The sequence below is a fragment of the Sneathiella sp. genome (assembly GCF_036960985.1).
Lineage (GTDB): Bacteria > Pseudomonadota > Alphaproteobacteria > Sneathiellales > Sneathiellaceae > Sneathiella.
This window is the reverse complement of record NZ_JBALWD010000010.1, coordinates 40651-58908: the sequence shown is the minus strand read 5'-3', so window position 1 is coordinate 58908 and position 18258 is coordinate 40651. Positions and strand designations below refer to the sequence as shown.

Annotated in this window: 16 protein-coding genes, 1 other RNA gene and 1 pseudogene; 5 read left to right on the top strand and 13 right to left on the bottom strand. The window is 46.1% G+C overall.

Going from position 1 to position 18258, the window contains the following annotated elements:
* Nucleotides 1-35: 35 nt before the first annotated feature.
* On the bottom strand, nt 36-521 hold the full coding sequence (locus tag V7723_RS07915; protein ID WP_335683913.1) for a thioesterase family protein: 486 nt from the start codon (nt 519-521) through the stop codon (nt 36-38).
* A 123-nt stretch (nt 522-644) separates the two neighbouring features.
* Between V7723_RS07915 and V7723_RS07910 the strand changes: the two genes are divergently transcribed.
* Together V7723_RS07910 and V7723_RS07905 are read left to right on the top strand one after the other, a co-directional pair.
* The gene (locus tag V7723_RS07910) at nt 645-2042 is read left to right on the top strand and encodes an FAD-binding oxidoreductase (protein ID WP_335683912.1); all 1398 of its coding nucleotides are present in this window, start codon (nt 645-647) and stop codon (nt 2040-2042) included.
* A gap of 32 nt (nt 2043-2074) precedes the next feature.
* Complete coding sequence (locus V7723_RS07905) at nt 2075-2779, top strand: HAD family hydrolase (protein WP_335683911.1); 705 nt, start codon at nt 2075-2077, stop codon at nt 2777-2779.
* Nucleotides 2780-2809: 30 nt separating this feature from the next.
* Here the strand turns inward: V7723_RS07905 and V7723_RS07900 are convergent, their stop codons facing one another.
* Nucleotides 2810-3613: a pentapeptide repeat-containing protein gene (locus V7723_RS07900; protein WP_335683910.1), complete on the bottom strand. Its 804-nt coding sequence runs from the start codon at nt 3611-3613 to the stop codon at nt 2810-2812.
* A gap of 197 nt (nt 3614-3810) precedes the next feature.
* Here V7723_RS07900 and V7723_RS07895 point away from each other — a divergent pair, with 197 nt between their 5' ends.
* Together V7723_RS07895 and V7723_RS07890 are read left to right on the top strand one after the other, a co-directional pair.
* Nucleotides 3811-4452 carry an HAD-IA family hydrolase gene (locus V7723_RS07895; RefSeq protein ID WP_335683909.1) on the top strand — a complete coding sequence of 214 codons (642 nt, stop codon included), beginning with the start codon at nt 3811-3813 and terminating at the stop codon, nt 4450-4452.
* A 26-nt stretch (nt 4453-4478) separates the two neighbouring features.
* A pseudogene (locus tag V7723_RS07890) lies at nt 4479-5424 on the top strand (NAD(P)H-dependent flavin oxidoreductase).
* 5 nt (nt 5425-5429) lie between these two features.
* Here the strand turns inward: V7723_RS07890 and V7723_RS07880 are convergent.
* A complete protein-coding gene (locus V7723_RS07880) occupies nt 5430-7676 on the bottom strand; it encodes a CHASE2 domain-containing protein (protein WP_335683906.1) in 2247 nt (748 codons plus the stop codon).
* Nucleotides 7677-7959: 283 nt separating this feature from the next.
* Here V7723_RS07880 and V7723_RS07875 point away from each other — a divergent pair, with 283 nt between their 5' ends.
* Entirely contained in the window at nt 7960-12018 is a 4059-nt protein-coding gene (locus V7723_RS07875; protein WP_335683905.1) for a VWA domain-containing protein, read from the top strand.
* On the opposite strand, the gene V7723_RS07870 is transcribed toward V7723_RS07875, so the two are convergent.
* The 10 genes from V7723_RS07870 to V7723_RS07825 all read right to left on the bottom strand — a co-directional run bounded on the left by V7723_RS07870 (nt 12015) and on the right by V7723_RS07825 (nt 18258).
* Nucleotides 12015-12878 carry an adenylate/guanylate cyclase domain-containing protein gene (locus tag V7723_RS07870; RefSeq protein WP_335683904.1) on the bottom strand — a complete coding sequence of 288 codons (864 nt, stop codon included), beginning with the start codon at nt 12876-12878 and terminating at the stop codon, nt 12015-12017. The genes V7723_RS07875 and V7723_RS07870 overlap by 4 nt on opposite strands.
* Nucleotides 12879-12904: 26 nt before the next feature.
* Nucleotides 12905-13249 carry a hypothetical protein gene (locus tag V7723_RS07865; protein ID WP_335683903.1) on the bottom strand — a complete coding sequence of 115 codons (345 nt, stop codon included), beginning with the start codon at nt 13247-13249 and terminating at the stop codon, nt 12905-12907.
* Nucleotides 13250-13270: 21 nt separating this feature from the next.
* Nucleotides 13271-14149: a haloalkane dehalogenase gene (locus V7723_RS07860; RefSeq protein ID WP_335683902.1), complete on the bottom strand. Its 879-nt coding sequence runs from the start codon at nt 14147-14149 to the stop codon at nt 13271-13273.
* 129 nt (nt 14150-14278) lie between these two features.
* A complete protein-coding gene (locus tag V7723_RS07855; RefSeq protein WP_335683901.1) occupies nt 14279-14434 on the bottom strand; it encodes a hypothetical protein in 156 nt (51 codons plus the stop codon).
* 114 nt (nt 14435-14548) lie between these two features.
* Nucleotides 14549-14761, bottom strand: coding sequence for a DUF4169 family protein (locus tag V7723_RS07850; RefSeq protein ID WP_335683900.1), 213 nt, complete (start codon nt 14759-14761; stop codon nt 14549-14551).
* Between the two features lie 86 nt (nt 14762-14847).
* Nucleotides 14848-15078 carry a ribbon-helix-helix domain-containing protein gene (locus V7723_RS07845; protein ID WP_335683899.1) on the bottom strand — a complete coding sequence of 77 codons (231 nt, stop codon included), beginning with the start codon at nt 15076-15078 and terminating at the stop codon, nt 14848-14850.
* A 16-nt stretch (nt 15079-15094) separates the two neighbouring features.
* The gene (locus V7723_RS07840) at nt 15095-16717 is read right to left on the bottom strand and encodes a fumarate hydratase (protein WP_335683898.1); all 1623 of its coding nucleotides are present in this window, start codon (nt 16715-16717) and stop codon (nt 15095-15097) included.
* Nucleotides 16718-16773: 56 nt separating this feature from the next.
* A complete protein-coding gene (locus V7723_RS07835) occupies nt 16774-17271 on the bottom strand; it encodes an SspB family protein (RefSeq protein WP_335683897.1) in 498 nt (165 codons plus the stop codon).
* 110 nt (nt 17272-17381) lie between these two features.
* Nucleotides 17382-17713, bottom strand: a transfer-messenger RNA (tmRNA) gene (ssrA, locus tag V7723_RS07830).
* 20 nt (nt 17714-17733) lie between these two features.
* Entirely contained in the window at nt 17734-18258 is a 525-nt protein-coding gene (locus V7723_RS07825) for a dihydrofolate reductase (protein WP_335683896.1), read from the bottom strand.

Below are 18258 nucleotides of genomic sequence, written 5' to 3'. Positions count from 1 at the left end.
GAACTGAAAAACGCCGCCTTTAGCTCCGGCGTTTTTTATTGCCTCCGCCGAATGCCAATGACGTTGCCAGACTGTTTAGGTTTTGGAGTTTCCTTGAAACTCGCCTTATTTGCTTCGAGGGCCGTGAGCATCGTTGCAGGCATTGGGGCTGCTTTTGGGCCCGTTTTATCTAGATGCATGATCATTTGTTCGGACGTTGCGGCTAAATATCCTTTGTCCCGATGATACATTTCTAGAAAAAGATGCATACGTTTCTCGTCACAATCAATCACCCTCACAGTCATCTCAAGGAGATCACCTTCATGAACTTCCTGAAGGTAAGTGACATGTGTTTCCAGCACATAAACCGTACAATTTGCGCCTTCCCGATATTCTCGCGTTAAACCGATCTCATCAAGGAAAACATCAAGAGATTGATCAAATACTAAAACATAAAACGCAACATTCATGTGGCGATTATAATCAATCCATTCTGTAAGAACGGATTGTTGGTGTATGGCAGGGACGGCTGGGCCAGTCATTGTTATTACCTTTTTTCTGGAAAAGCAGACGGATTTCTTATTTTGAATTACGGTCAGAATATATGATAATGTCTTTATAACGGGCTGACTAGCCCGGCGAATGACGATTAAGAGGGAAATTTTATGGCCGGCCAGCATGCGGAAATGGATCAGGTAATTGAGAAACTTACGGATCTTTTGGGAAAACGTTGCACGACGGCGGAAGCGGTGCGTGAACAGCATGGGCATGATGAAAGTTGGCATTTTCCAGCTGCGCCGGATGCTGTTTGTTTTGCGCGAAGCACGGAAGAAGTATCTGAAATCGTTAAAGTATGTGCGCTCCACAAAGTGCCCATCATTCCCTTTGGTGCAGGCACATCATTGGAAGGTCACGTGAACGCTGTGCATGGTGGGATTTCCGTCGATTTAAATGAGATGAATGAAATTCTAAGGGTTAGCCCGGAAGATCTAGATTGCACGGTTCAACCGGGAGTGCGCCGCAAACAATTGAATGAATATTTACGTGATACAGGCTTATTTTTCCCTATTGATCCTGGTGCAGACGCATCTATTGGCGGCATGGCTTCGACCCGCGCATCGGGTACAAATGCCGTCCGCTATGGCACCATGCGAGAAAATATTCTTTGTATGACAGTTGTCTTGCCGGATGGTCGGATCATCTCAACTGGCCACCGATCTAAAAAAAGCGCAGCTGGGTACGATTTGACAAAACTCTATATTGGCGCGGAAGGTACATTGGGAATTATAACAGAAGTCACGTTGAAGCTGTATGGGATTCCAGAAGCGATTTCGGCTGCGACAGTGTGTTTTCCGGATATCGAAGGAGCTATCCAAGCCGTGATCCTGACGATCCAGACTGGTATTCCAGTGGCCCGAATAGAGTTGCTGGACGAGGTGCAGGTCGACGCCATCAATCGATATTCCAACCTTGATCTGGCGGTAAAACCGACGCTGTTTCTGGAATTTCACGGGAGTGAAGCTTATGTGAAAGAACAGGCAGAGCAAGTGAGCGATATATGTTCAGAGTTTGGAGCCCAAGGGTTTGCGTGGACGACACAGGTTGAAGAACGCACGAAACTCTGGCAAGCCAGACATGACGCAGCGTATGCTGCAATCGCATTGCGAAATGGGGCGCAAATTTGGGCGACAGATGTCTGTGTTCCCATTTCTCGTTTGGCGGATTGTATTCTTGAAACCAAGAAAGACCTTGAAGGCAGTTTCCTCATAGCACCGTTAGTCGGTCATGTAGGCGATGGTAATTTTCATTTGTCATTCGTTATCAAGAAGGAAATCCCCGAAGAGCTGGCCGAAGCGGAACGTCTGAATGGGCGGTTGATTGATCGGGCTTTGGCGATGGACGGAACCTGTACTGGTGAGCATGGCATTGGGCTTGGCAAGAAGAAATATATGTACCGGGAGCATGGCGAGGCAGTTGATGTCATGGCGACATTGAAGCATGCGTTGGATCCGGACAACATTATGAATCCCGGCAAGATCATCCCAGATCAGGCGGCCGAGTAGAATCACAGCTTACCATTTTATGGGGGGACAACATGGCCCGCACTTCATCGCTGTCTGTTATCGCGTTCGATGCGGACGATACCCTATGGCAGAATGAAACGTTCTTTCGAATGACGGAAGAAAAATTTACGGATTTTCTGAAGGATTATGCTGCTGGAGATCACATTACTGAACGGCTTCTGGCCGCGGAGCGTCGGAATCTCGAATTCTACGGCTACGGCGTTAAAGGGTTCACATTGTCGATGATCGAAACGGCCATCGAAGTCACTCAAGACAAAGTGCCGGCAACAGTACTTCACGATATTTTGCGCACAGGGCGTGATATGTTGCGCCATCCAATAGAAACATTGCCTTATGTCACGGAAACACTGAACGAGTTATCCTCCAGTTTTCAGTTAGTTATGATTACCAAGGGCGATTTGTTTGATCAGGAAAGAAAGCTTGCTCAATCTGGATTGGGAGAACTGTTTGAAACTGTTGAAATCGTCAGTGAAAAGAAACCAGAGGTATACCGTCGTATCTTTCGGCAGCATTCGAACGTACCGCATAACTGCATGATGGTCGGAAATTCTCTGAAATCTGATGTTATTCCGGCTCTTGCTGCGGGAAGCTGGGGTGTGCACGTACCCCATGATTTAACATGGGCGCTGGAGCATGCCGCCGCACCTGTAACGGACCCAAAGTTCCACGAGATTACAGATTTGGGTAAGTTACCCGATCTTATTTATCAACTTTGAGAATATTGCTCTACACACTAAATGTCTTATTTACGGGCACATTTTGACAAGTAAGTCATTTGGTAAAACGGTTTTAGCGTCGCCGCAAGCAGGATCCAACTGTTCTTGTTCCAAGCCCTCAACATCGTCAAAGTTTGCACCAGACAAATTCGCCCCCCAGAATGTTGCATCTTCAAGCTCCGAGCCTGCCAGGTTAGCGTTGATTAGAATAGCCCTGTGAAAATTTGCACGGCGTAAATCGGCCTCTTGTAGGCGCGCATTTGTTAGATTCGCTCGGGAAAAATTGGCATCCCGCAACTCCGAATTCGTCATGGTTACATCGGTCATGTCGGCGCGTTTAAAGTTTGCCTCTGTAAGGTTGGCATCGCTAAAATTTGCTGCCTTCAAAAATGCTCTTTTAAAATTGGCTTTACGAATATCTGCTTTTTGAAACTTACCGCCTTCGATGTTCGCACTTTCGAAATCGGCACTTCTAAGATCGGTTTGTTTGAGGTTTGCACCTTTCATATTGGCTTTCTCAAGATCTGCACCCTGAACTATAGCGCTTTCAAGATCCGCATTTACCAAATTTGACTTTTCTAAATCAGCGCGGCGTAAATCGGCGTTGGTCAAATTGGCGTTTTCGAGAATGACTTCCTTAAGAATTGTATCGCGTAAATTAACGCCTTTTAAGTAAGCATCCGTGAAATTTTCGGATTGCAGCTTTGCGGCCCGTAAATCACAGCCTGCACAACTTCCTGTCTCCTTCAGCTTTTTAATATCATCAGAATCATATGCCATTGCTCCCGGTGCAAAAACGAAGAAACAAAATACAGACAGAACGGCGACTTTCATACGGATACTCCCGTTATTACAATTGTACGACTTTATACGATAAATCTTAACGTAATGAATTTTATTCGTATTTCAAAGCGTGATCATGTTTGACAAGGCATTTCACCGCTGTCACTATCCGACAAAATCAAGAATAACAGCATTTCACCGTATGATTTCGGGAGATTTGCACGCAGACAGAAAAGGCTCATTCCAACATGATTAAAGCTGTTCTCTGGGATTTCGGAGGGGTTCTAACGACGAGTCCATTCGATTCTTTTGCTCGATTTGAGAAAGAAAGAGGGTTGCCGGAAAATTTTGTCCGTCAAATTAATTCGACGAACCCGGATACGAACGCCTGGGCGAAGTTTGAGCGCAGTGATGTGACAATGGACGAATTCGACAAATTATTCGAACAAGAGAGTGAAGCGCTAGGGCATTCGATTGCGGGAATTGAAATAATCAAATTATTAGCCGGAAATGTTCGTCCTCGTATGGTTCAAGCTTTGAAGGCGTGTCGTGAAAAATTCAATTGTACGTGCCTTACCAATAATGTAGCCGCTGGAAAAGGACCCGGAATGACCCGCGACGCAATGGCGCAAGCTGAGGTTAGGGAAGTGATGGCATTGTTCAATCAAGTTATTGAATCAAGCAAGATAGGGCTGCGCAAACCTGATCCGAGAATTTATGAATTTGCTTGTTCTGAAATGGGTGTTGCCGCCGAAGAAGTTGTCTATCTTGACGATTTGGGCATAAATTTGAAGCCAGCTTCGGTTCTGGGAATGAAAACCATTAAAGTTGTCAGTGAAGATCAAGCCCTGAAAGATTTGGCAGAAGTTGTGGGACTCTCATTCGACTAAAGCCTACTCGAATTTAGGGGTAATAAATGAACCGCGTACTTGCACATACTGGCGCAAAATACCCGATAATTCAGGCGCCTATGGGCTGATCGCAAGTTCACCATTGGCTTCAGCTGTTTGCAATGCGGGTGGATTAGGGGTTATTGAAACATCTTTCGGTGAAACTGAGAACTGCATTCGAGAAATAAAAAATATGAAGGAGCTAACGGACGCTCCATTCGGCATAAACCTGCCACTATTGTTTCTCCGTGACGAAAGCATGATCAAGTTTGTCGCGGAATGTGGCGTAAAGTTCGTAACCACATCTGCCGGAAACCCAGCTAAATTAATCGAAATTCTAAAAGCTCACGACATCATTGTTTATCATGCGGTACCAACAGTTAAGGCGGCATTGAAGGCTGTAGAGGCTGTAGAGGCTGGAGTTGATGGTCTAATCGTCGAAGGGTCTGAAGAGGGCGGATTTAAAAACCCAGAAGAAGTTTCCACATTAGTCTTATTGCAAGCCATACGTGACAAAGTCGATGTCCCCATGGTTGCGGCAGGCGGAATTGTCGATGGTCGGGGCATGGCAGCTGTATTTGCGGTTGGCGCTGAAGCTGTGCAAATGGGGACAAGATTTGTGTCAGCTAAAGAAAGCCCGGTTCACGTGAATTATAAAAATGCGATTATCGATGCGGAAGACACTGGAACCTATGTTCTAAACAAAAAAAATGAACGCCTTGCATTCGTGCTTTAAAAACGGCACGAACTCTTTCCATTCATGAAGACGGGTTGATGCCAAAAGATACATTTGCACGCATTCAGGATTTATACTTCGGTGGAGATATGGAAGCGAGTGTCGGCTTGGCTGGCCAATCAGCAAGTCTTGTATTCGAACAGAAATCAGCAGCTGATATCGTCGAAGATACTGTTGAAGGGTTTCGTCAGATTACTGCGCGGCTTGGAGCGATGAATGCTGGGAATGGGTTTTAATTTTTCTATTTTTTCGTCGCTCGATAAACGCCATCCCAATCTGCGGGGGGCGGGGATAATATGAACTCGTCTATACGCGTTTTATACATTTCAGCGAATGTACTGAGCCTCGGATTGGATTCTTGCATAGCTTTTGTTAATTCTAGGGCTTCAACCCATTGTCGGGTGCGATAGAGCCCAAGAAACTCATCTATAAGTTTCTTGGCGTCAGCAAATTTCTGGTTATCACAATGCTCTTGATCACCAAGTAAGCCAAATATTCTCACGGCGTCCTGTTTGCCTTTAACGGCAATCAAATCAAGCTCTATCATTGCGTAACCCCCGAGACTTTGAGCGGTATTTTCGCCGATAATTATGCTGAAACCGTAATCCTTGGTTTGCCCTTCAAGCCTGGACGCCAGATTAACTGGGTCGCCCAATACGGAGTAGTCAAACCGTTGTTCCGATCCCAGGTTGCCAACAATGCAGGAGCCGGTATTCAAACCGATGCCAACTCGTAAGGGCTTAAATATGCGATCTTCTGCGACAGCTTCAATTTTAAGTTCAGCGTTGAGTTTGCTCAGCTGTGGGATCATCTGCAAAGCCGTATCAGCGGCATCTTTTGGATGCATTGGGTTATCGATGGGGGCGTTCCAAAAGGCCATAATGGAATCGCCCATATACTTATCAATTGTTCCATTGCGATCAAGAATTTCGCCTGTCATTGGCGTTAGAAATCGATTGATTAAATGCGTGAGGCCTTGCGGGTCGTTTTTATAGCTTTCGGATATGAGAGTAAAACCTCGAATATCGCAAAATAGGAAGGTCATTTCCTTTTCTTCTCCCCCCAGTACGAGACTTTCCGGCGAGGCAGATAGGCGATTGACGAGTTCCGGGGAAAGATAGAGAGCGAATGCCGTCCTAATTCGTGTGCGTTCCTGCTCTGTACTAAGATAAGTGGCGTAAACAAGCGTTATATATATCAACGTGGAAGCAAAAAGCGTGTAAGTGACATCAATTAAAACAGAGTGATAGATAAAGAAATAGGCCGAGGAAGACACAGCGATTGTACCCACGAGTAGGAGCAAGCCCAATGTCATTCGGGCGCCGGCAAGTGGGACGAGAATAATTAACGTTAGTCCGGTCAATAACGTTCCGATCCACTCGAAAAGCGCTACATATTCGGGGCGAAACATATAGGATTGAGTCCATATATTTTCGAGCAACTGCAAATGCATTTCTACACCAGGCAGGTTCGATGTGAGCGGCGAAGCCCGAAGGTCCTTCAAGCCAGTAGCCGATGTCCCAACAAGGACCATTTTTCCGGCAAGTCGCGCCGGGTCGACTGTATCATTGATGACATCTAACGCAGAAATGTACTGCTCCGGATCAAATTCCGAATACTTAATCCAGATACGACCTTTCGTATCTGTCGGCACCAGTGTCCCGGCAATTTTAAATCCAACAATGCCGTTATCATTGGTCTGAATGACTACATTTCGACCAGTTGCCACCCGCAACATATCAAGTGCCAGGGTTGGGATGATTTTATCGCCGACTTTGTTGGCCAGAGGTACCCTGCGGACGATGCCATCGAAATCCTGATCGAGACTAACCATGCCGCGACCGGCTGCGGCTTTATCCAGTATTTCAATATTTCCTATCAATGCAGGAAAGGTTTTCAAGAATGGCTTGGGATCTTTACCCAAAGCAGCAAAAGACGGAACGCGGTCCATACCGTAATTATTTGCGCCATCGATTTCAGGGCTTACTGAAATACCTAATACAACACGACTGGCCGCTATTTCGGTGGCGAAGATGTGATCAAAGGAAGGAAGTGTTGCAAGCTGCGCTTTTAACTCGTCGGAAAGGCCCGGAATACTCTGAGATACTTTGTCGGGTGATAATCTATCTGCCTCCGCAAATAAAATATCGAAACCTATAACCGCGGCCCCCTTTTGAGTAGCGTTCGTCACAAGCTGCGCCAGATACGATCGCGGCCAGGGCCATTGACCCAGATTTAACAAGCTATTCTCATCAATATCGATAACCACGACAGGACGTGGTTCTGTTGCTATTCGCGGCAACGATTGCTGATAGTAGTCAAACACGCGATCGCGGAAATTTGAGAGAAAAGGCGGATCATATATTTGAAGAAGCAACGCAGCTAACAAAACTAAAATCGCTGAAAAACGACCACTTCCCGCAAAAAACAACCATTTGGCAGGCCGGGTTATAACGTCGAATACTTGAGTGGTCGCTTCACTTGCCATAAATATTTGATCTCAATTGATATATACTACTTATTGCCTCAACTGATACTTTGCCACAATTAACTATAAAGTAGAAAAACTTTCATAAAATTTGTCCAAAATGTGGCGTATATCGAATATTCATGTTATAGTATTTATTATTACTAGTCTCTTGTACTTGCTATTTTATTGTAATCAAAAGAAATTTTATCTTTGAGAGACACCGCCGCGCCGCGCGTATAGCGTGGATTTTTTGCAACGAGACCAATTTGCGCGTGTGGGGCAAATTTGTAGGAATTTGATTGTGGACAATATTAATTACAAAATTCTGTCTGGAAAACAGCTTGCAGAATATGACGCACCCGACACAGGAAATCTTCGACTGGGTTCGGAAATTGCCCCGCTAACGGCAGAATTTTCCCGTGACGGTGTCGATCTTAAACTGTCCTCTGAAAATGGCGACTATATTACGATCAACGGATATTTCGCGTCTTTTCCCGGTGCAGACCTTTTGACAGAAGGGGGGGCAAAGATTACCTCAGACGTCGTTAGCAAGCTTGCAGGTCCGGGACCGCTAGCACAATCTTCGTCTTCGCAATCTGATGCAAACGGGCCTATCGGTGAGGTTACTGAACTAAACGGGACGGTAACAGCAAAACATATCGACGGCACTATAGATGAGCTGGTACCGGGGGCAGCAGTGTTTCAGGGAGATGTATTGGAAACCGGCTCGGATGGTTCCTTTGCCATCGTTTTTGCAGACGACACACAATTTTCAATGGGCGAGAATGGCCGGGCTGTCCTTGATGAAATGATTTACAATCCTTCGGGCGGTGATAGCACATTTGGTGTTTCTTTGTTGCAAGGTGTGTTTTCCTTGGTCAGTGGCCAGATAGCCAAGGACGATCCGGAAAATGTGAGCGTTAACACTCCCGTCGGAACAATTGGTATCCGCGGCACCAGTTGGTCCGGACATATCAAAAGTATCGGCGAAGAATCAGTCTTTACCTTATTTACCGGCGCCATTGTTTTTGCCAATGAAGGTGGTTCTCAACTCCTAAATATAGCAAACCAATCAGTCGCTGTAACGAGTTTTTCCAGCGCCCCAGGAAGCCCAGTTGTTCTAACGGCGGATCAGCTTTATACGATTTATGGCGATGCGCTACAGCTCGTTAATCCGAACTGGTTTGACGAAGAGAACAAATTTGATCCGACCCGGATAGAGCCAGAAGGCGGAAATCGATCTAACAGTTCAGGCGGCGGCGCTGACTTTCAACAATTTGCGGCGCTGGCTATTTCAGATGGTTTGGGTTCAAGTGGTCTTTTGGAATCTGCACCGCTTCTCGGCAATACCATATTGAGCCTGCAAGATATCGAAGCCATCGAGGGCGGCGTAAGTGACGGGCCTGACGCGAAAGTTTCAGTCAATACCATCAGAGATCCGGTGACAGGGAATATCATCTCTTACGAAGTTGTTATAGGCCTGGACGAGCCTTCCAACCTTCCAGTGACTATTACTTATGATGTCCGTCCGGGTACAGCGTCGGCAGATGATTTTGTTGTTGATGGTGACGGGACAGCGATCATTCCCGTGGGGCAGACTTCTACAAGCTTTACGGTGACAGTCTCAGATGACGACGTAATCGAAAATCTTGAATTTTTCGTTATCGAGCTTATCGGCGCGGACAATGCAAATATCAATTTTGCCTTTAAGGAAACAGTCGTTGTTATTGTAGATGATGATATTGGTGTCGTCCGGATCACCGGAGCGGCTTTGGATGGTGTCCCGATCAGTGGTGGCGAAGTAGGAGAAGGGGCCGGTATTCTTTCCTTTGAGCTAATATTGGACAAGGCCCTTGGTGCCGGTGCAACACTGGATATTGACTATATAATTTCGGGTTCAGCCTCTGATGGCAGTGACTATAGTGCAGATGCTATCAAAACGGTTACTTTCGATGGGGGAGAGGCCGGTCTTCCCGCCGGATCAACAGTCAGCGTCAATATACCGCTTTTGGATGATGATATTTTTGAAGGAACAGAATCTTTAACTATTTCAATAGTGGGAGCGTCCGACAATGTGGTCACGGACGGTGACGCAGATGTGCTTTCCATTGATATTATTGATGATGAGCCGGCGATAACAATAGAAAACCCTGACGTTGCGGATCTTGACGAAGCTGATACAGATGGCAATGTTGAAAATGGATCTCTCGGTGTCGTTGAAGGGACGCTGAGCGCTGTAGTTTTTGATGACCAGCAAACTGATTTTGCGGCATCAGAAGTATCTTCAGGCGGGTCACCGGTTGTCCTTACAGGACTTGGCACAGATACAGTTATCGGTACAGCCGGCGGTGCAACAATATTTACGATTGTGCTGTCTGAAGAGGGAACATATGACATGACCCTCGATGGACCTCTTGATCATGTGGATAGCTTCGGCAATGCTGTACCTCTTGTTGATTTTGATCTCGCTTTTACAGCATTTGATGAAATTGGAACGGCGGTTTCCAGCGTCCTTCGTATTGAAGTAAGTGATAGCGCTCCTGTTATAGGCACGGCAGAGAACGTTGTGTTGGATGAAGACGATTTGCCAGGTGGATCGGATCTCACGCCTGAGCCCTCAACAGCCACTGGAGTCGTCGATATCGATCTGGGATTAGATGGCGCAGGTTCGGTCACTCTAACCATCGATAATCTGCCAATCATAACCTCTCGTGGCGATGATGTGGAATATGATTTGACGACATTGGCTGACGGCGTAACGCAACGCGTGACGGCGGCGACTGTTCCAGAAGATGGAGCGCCGCGAAATGTTTTCACGCTTGATTTTGCGCCGAGTGGCGATGGAGATAACTACGGATATTCGATGACCTTGTTGGATGTTATTGACCACGGCAGCAATGGTGAAGACAGCCAATTATTCTCCTTTGGTTTCAATGCGGAAGATAATGATGGTACCAGCGCTTCGGGATCCTTTAGTGCGACAATTGTAGATGATGTTCCGTTGGCAAGTCCAGATGAGGTGGTTCTTGAGGCCCCTCAATTGCCGGCCTATAATCTCGTGTTTGTCCTGGATACATCCGGCTCCATGGGGCAATCCGTTAGCGGTGGAAGCGGCACGCGCATGGACGTGTTGAAGCAATCAGTGAGTAACTTACTCGGTGAATACGAAGACGTATCGCGCGGTGTTAATATTACGATTATTGGATTTGCCAGCGCGGCAAGTATTGTTTTTGAAGGTACATCAATTTCTGATGCTCAAGCTTTTATTAATGATACAGCCAATTTAGTTCCCGGGGGTGGCACAAGTTATGCTGCTGCAGTCGCGGATAATGAAACTGGGGCGCAAGGCATTTTGAATGAGCATTTGGCTGATTCAGATTTGAATGATTCAAATCATATCGCTTATTTTATTTCCGACGGCGCCCCAAATAATGGACAAGGCGTGCCAACTTCAGGCGGTAATGATTGGCAGACGTTTGTGGCAAACAACAATATTGAAGTTGTAGCGGTCGGTATTGGCTCGGGTACGGACACAGTCGAATTGGCCAAAGTTGAAAACGCTGGTGAAGAGCCCATTGTATTGATAGACCCAAACGATCTTGGAACTGTTCTCGTCGATACAATTCCAGTTGTAGAATCTGATAATGTTGTTAATTCTGGTGTTGTTGACCTTTTGGGGGCTGACGGTGGAACGCTGACGAGTTTGACTTACAATGCCGTGAATTATGACATCCCGCAAAATACCGACCCACTAGTAATTGAAACAGATTTGGGCGGAACCCTTTCCATCGATATGGCCGGTAATTATACTTATACGGCGCCGCAATCAGTTGATCCTGGCAGTGACGATAGTTTTGAATATTTCTTGACTGACGGGGATGGCGACACAAGTAGTGCTGTTCTTTCCGTGAATTTTGTTAATGAAGTCTTTGAGGGAAGTGGTGGTGCCGAGCTGTTGATCGGAAGCGCGGCGGATGACTTGATAATCGGAAATGGTGGGAATGACACCTTGCAGGGAAATGGGGGTAATGATTTCCTTGAGGGCGGTTCTGGCGAAGACGTATTTGCGATTACCGGAAACTATTTGAACGATCCCTCGGACCCAGGCTTTGAGATTACGATTTCAGATTTTGACACCGGTGAAGATACAGTGGATCTTGATCAGCTTTTTGATGTATTAGGAATCCTGACAGAAAACCGCGGGCAAGGCGATGCTTGGGATCTGAGTGAGATCGGCGGGCAGGCAGCATTAACATTTACAGCTGCGGACACGCCGATCGTCTTCTTCAGCAATCATCTAAATCCCGATAATCAGGTGCTGGATGATATCGCTAACAAAATTACAGTTGACGAATCCTAGGATAAGCCCTTGCGGTTCTTTTCTTTAAGTTCGGAAAATTTGCGTTCTTCCCAATCTTCTCCGACGGGACCTTTGCCGAAGACGGATATTGCGCGTATGGCAAGAACCAGTGCCATTGGCCCAGCGGCCCAGAAAAACCACCAGTAACCGCTTGAGGTGGCTGCATTTATAACGAACAAAAATACCGTTATGCTACCGTAAATCAAGGCAAGCCTGTAGAAAGCTGCTTGTTTCTTGACCATCTTACGAAGTCTCGTGTCCTCATCATGATCAGTGGCTGGACTGACGTTTTCGGGTTGTGCCTCAGTAGATATGGATGCTTGATTGTCGGCAGATTCATTGAGGGAAAGTGAGTAGACGGCTACGGGATCGGCAATATTCTTTACGGTCTTATTCCCCAGAAAGTCGAATGTCATGGGAAACTTGTTCTTAACTTGATCAAAAAGCGGACCAGAAATGCAGATCCCGCCGACTGGCGCCATCGCTTCTAGTCGAGCCGCTACATTAACACCCTCGCCAAAAATATCGTCACCTTCAATAATGACGTCGCCTAAATTAAGCCCAATTCTGTAGGGCATTTGGTCGGTTTTCGGAAGATTTGTGTTGTCCTTGTTCAATTTATTTTGAATTTCGATGGCGCATTGCATGGCTTTAACAGCGCTTGAAAAGTCAGCGACCAAACCGTCTCCGGTCATATTAACGATGCGCCCTGAATACTCGTTAATATATCGTTTGAAAATCTCTCGTGTTAGCTTCAGTCGATCTAGCGTCTTTTCTTCATCTTCGCTCATAAGTCGACTGTAGCCAACAACATCGGCGCATAAAATGGTTGTGAGCTTTCGATCCTGTTCAGATTTCATCGGAAATGATTCCTGCTGAATGTGAGTTAATGATCAGATGTTGATACAAACTTACTTTCAAGGCCAGTGGAAAAGGCAAGCCCTGCCGCTGTAATTATAATTTCTGTTTGCCAATTTTCGCGAACAAACCCTTTGCGTGACAAAGCCGTCCACACTGCTGGATTGTCGAGGCCGCTGGCATCTTTAGCTGCCACCACATATTGTCCGACATGCATATGGTTGCCATGACCATGTGGTAAACGAGTGACACGAATATCATTCGATTCAGCTATGGCTGCGGAACTGTCCGCATCCCGAGCCAGAATTTGAAGCAATACTAAAGTTTTACTTTGGAGTGGATTAAGTTTTATTTTTTTGGTCGGAGACGCCATGATTAGCCAATATTCCCTGGGTTAGATCTTCGTCACGAAATCGGCAATTGCCTGACCAATTTCGTCGGGACTGTCTTCCTGAATGAAATGTAGGCCTTTGACAGTTACTTCAGTTTGATTAGGCCAGCTGCGGCAGAATTCTCGTTGAGGCCCGACTAAAATAGACCCGGGATCTGCATTGATGAACAGCTTTGGGAGTTCCGTCTGACTGAGCCATTCGGAGTAGTTGTCGACGATCTCAACAACTTCTTCTGGCTCGCCAGCTATTGGTATTTGACGTGGCCAGGTCAATGTAGGCCTGCGGTCTTCCCCGGCATTGCGGAACGGCCGCGTATACTCCCGCTGTTCAGCATCATCTAATTTTCGGATAATAGAGCTTGGCAAAACCCGTTCAACAAAAATGTTTTTTTCAAGAACCAGCTCTTCTCCTGCAGGGCTACGGAATCCTTGAAAAATATTGCGGGCGGCTTCTGGCCAATTATCCCAGCTGGGGACAGAGCGGACAATACCCTCCATATAGGCAATGCCCTTCATGGCGCTTTGATTTTGATTTGCCCAATCGAAACCGAGTGCGGAACCCCAATCATGTATAACTAAAGTCACGTTCTGTTCGACTTCCAAATAAGCCAGTAACTCATGCAAAAAATTCCGATGTTCTATGAAAGTATAGCTATCCGGACCGCTGTCTTGAAGTTTTTCGGAATCACCCATTCCGATAAGATCCGGGGCAATTAGCCGGCCTTTACCTTCCAAATGAGGCATGATATTTCGCCACAAATACGAAGACGTTGGATTGCCATGCAAGAAAACAATCGGGTCGCCTTCGCCTTCTTCGATATAGGCCATTTTCATGCCACGGATTGTTGCAGATTTTTTCTTATATTTAGTTGCTGCTGTCATGATGCCCTGTCTTTTGGTTGTAGCGACGATCGAATTTAATTAATGATCATACCGCGACAGGACATTATTGCACAATAAAAGATGGCTTTAGATGTAAATTCGTCACGCTGATATTGGTTTCAGTCGAGCCTAATTCGAAGTTTTTTTGGCAGTTTTCTGATAAGAATGAACGACTTTTTTTACATCCTCAACTGTCAGCCCATCTCGTTTGAGGACAGCATGAATGATTGGGTCTTCCAGAATTTCCCGCAATGCAGGCTCTTTTTGATCTGGTTCGTTATTCATAAAAATCCCCGCGAGTTATTGAATTTGCTTTGCAATAACCACTTTGTAGACGAACGTTGAGTCAGCTTCGTGACAATATTTGTCTATTTTTAAGAAAAAAAAGTGAAGAAATGCCTAATTTTCAGCATTCGTATTGTCGTCAGTTTTTGGCTTGTTTTCCAGTTTCTTGTTATTAAGCTCTTTGGTATTCTGACGATACTGTTTTTCGTCTGATATGCGTTCCGCCTTCGTCCGGCCATGAGCCCGGCGGTTGTAGCTTGCTTTAGCTTTAGCTGCTTTTCGTTCCTGTTTTTTTCGGAATTGATTTAGATTGACGACATCGCCCATAGTGCTTGCAGCCTCACAAGAATTAAGCTTTCTAGATATATCTTAATATAGTGCTTGGGTAGAGTATTCCTACAAAAAATTTCGAGTCAATCAGGATTCGATAAAAGTCGGTGCTCCAAATCCTCAAGAACAAACAGCCGTATGGTACTGCTCATATTTCCCGATCTGGTTGCATCAATATTCGTGATCAGCTTATTCATGCTGATATTCTGGCGCAGGGCGATTTCCTGAAGGATATCCCAGAATTTATGTTCAAGTGAGATGCTCGTTTGATGGCCCGCTATGCGGACTGAGTGCTTTATAATGGTGCCGGGCATTGGCCCTTCTCATCTGTCAAAATTTTGGCCGTTTTGCTGCAAAAAAGTCGTTTCCTTTATCGTCCATGACAATGAAGGCTGGGAAATCAACAACGTCAATGCGCCAAATGGCTTCCATGCCGAAGTCTTCAAACTCCTGAACTTCAACTTTCTTGATGTTATCCTGTGCCAAAATGGCTGCTGGGCCACCGATGGATCCCAAATAGAATCCGCCATGTTTTTTGCAGGCGTCGACGACGGCTTTGCTCCGGTTACCTTTCGCCAACATAACCATACTGCCGCCTTCTGCCATAAACTGATCTACATAGCCATCCATACGGCCCGCGGTTGTCGGTCCAAAAGAACCTGATGCATATCCCTTCGGTGTTTTTGCCGGGCCGGCATAGTAGATAATGTGATCTTTGAAGTATTGTGGAAGACCTTCTCCATTTTCAAGCAGTTCACGCAATTTACGATGGGCCATATCACGGGCCACAATAATCGTGCCACTTAAGCTCAGCCGAGTTTTGATTGGATATTGTGATAGAGTCGCCAGGATTTCTTTCATCGGCTGGTTCAAGTCGACTTTAACCACATGGTCTTCTAGTTCTTCATTCGAGATCTCAGGTAAATACTGGGCTGGATTGGTCTCGAGTTGCTCCAGAAAGATGCCGTCCTTGGTTATTTTACCTTTGACTTGTCGGTCTGCTGAACAGGATACACCGATCCCCAGGGGAACACTTGCACCATGGCGAGGCATCCTGACAACCCGAACATCGTGGCAAAAATATTTACCTCCAAATTGAGCGCCAATACCGATGCCTTGTGCGACTTTGAGGATTTCCTGCTCCATTTCCACATCGCGAAAGGCGCGACCATATTCATTACCTGTCGTTGGCAGCTCATCATAGTATTTCGTTGAGGCTAGTTTGACCGTCTTCATGGTATCCTCCGCAGAGGTTCCACCGATGACGACGGCAAGATGGTAGGGTGGGCAGGCAGCTGTTCCAAGTTCGGTCATTTTTTCTTGGATGAATGGCACCAGCCTATCGGGAGTTAGCACACTAGGAACCGCTTGATGCAAGAAAGACTTATTGGCCGACCCACCGCCTTTAGCGATGAATAAAAATTCGTATTCAGCGCCATTTGTCGCGTATAAATCGATTTGCGCCGGAAGATTTGTCCCAGTATTTTTTTCATCAAACATGCTCAGTGGGGCGAGCATGGAATAACGTAAGTTAGTTTCAGTATAGGTTTTGTAAACACCGTGGGACAATTGTTCTTTATCAGTCCCATCGGTCCAAACAAACTGTCCTTTTTTCCCCATAATGATCGCATTGCCCGTATCTTGGCAGCCGGGTAGGACCATGCCCGCGGCAATATTCGCGTTTTTCAACAATTGTGTCGCCACAAATTTATCATTCTCCGAGGCCTCGTCATCCTTCAAGATACTGGCAAGTTGCTGAAGATGCTTAGGCCGCAATAGATGGGCCATGTCGCGCATGGCCTCGGCTGTCAGCAGTGAAAGAGCTTCGGGCTCAACTTTCAGAACTTCCTGTCCGTCGACAGTTATGGTCGAGACATGCGCGCTGCTCAGTTTGCGATAAGGTGTGGTATCTTCGCCAGTGGCGAACATTTCTTGATAGTGAAATTCGGGCATCAGGCAAATTCTCGATTAAACAAGAGGTCAGATATATATAGGTACTTTATTTTATGTCATTTCTTGCGAAAGGCATCAAGGGCAATGACTTCACCTTGTTTCTCAACAGGCTTGGTTTCGTCGTTGCCTGCATCGTCCGGTCTGTTCGTGGCATCATCGACGTGGTCATCGGCCGAGGTAATTTCTTCATTGGCCCCAGGCATAATTGACGTGAACTGCAATCCGAATTGAACGGAAGGATCTGCGAAGGCCGTAAGCGCATCGAATGGAATAGTCAGCGTCTCTCGCTTATGGTTAAAACTTAAATCTACGCTGAAATAGGTGGTCTCGACTTTAATGTCCCAGAATTGGTGTTGCAGAACAATAGTCATTTCATCTTGATAACGCTTCGATAAATGCTTGGGAATGGTAACGCCGGGGAACCGGGTTTTGAAAGTTATGTAGAAATGCTGGTCACTGGGAAGTCCATGTTCCGCGGCATATCTTAAGGATTCGCGAACAACTTCAAGAAGCGCTTTTTCAACCATTGAGTTATAATTGATGTCGTCTGCCATACCTTATCGTCGCTCCATTAGATTCGCGTCAACACTGAGGTCGTCTTTATTTGTTAATGCTACCTGCGATCTGTTCCAGATATCCTCCGGGTTTACAGGATGTCAATATAAGTGGAGGGGCTTCTGTTGCCAGGTGCCCCCCCGAACCCCGTGTAGTGCAATTAAGCAGCTACGGCAAATGCTTCGTTATTATCGTTAGCATTTATAAAATTGACCCGGTATCGGTGGTATCATGCCGAGCGAAAATAACATCTTTACTGCGCGCGTCGAGCCTATTTCGCCCCCATCAAAAATACAGGAAACCCGTCCCAATTCTGCATTTTTGGTGGAGGCGCCGGGTACCGCCCCCGGGTCCGCAACGTTTATTCCATGCAACGTTTATCGCCATAGTTGGTTACCCAACAGACGTAATATAGGGACTTTCTATCCTTTTTAAAAGAGGCCTTTTCACCAAATGACATGTTAAGGGTGAATTCGATCTAGAATTGTAAAACTATAATCAAACATGTCCTTTTCGGATTTTCCGTGAAATTCTCGAAAAACCTCTGCCCAATCGCTCTTTTCCAGCTCGGGAAGGTAAGTGTCCCCGCCAATTTCCGTGTGTACACGGGTTAAATAGAAGCGATCAATTTTTGGCAGGGCCAAGTGATAAATTTCAGCGCCTCCGATAACAACGATCTCTTGGGCATCTGCAGCTTGTGCAGCTGTTCTGCCCGCGGCGATAGCATCGTCAAGATTATGGGTGACAATACCGCCGTCTAGCTTGAATTCAGGATCTCGGGTGATAATTATATTCGCGCGCCCCGGTAGCAAGCCAGGAAGTGACTTAAAGGTTTTCCGTCCCATCAGGATCGGTTTGCCCAACGTTGTCTTCTTAAACCATTTCAAATCATTAGAGAGGCGCCACGGCAAATCATTTCCGGCGCCAATCACATTATTTTCTGACACGGCGACAATGGCAGAAAGGAAAGGATCGTCCTTGGTCAA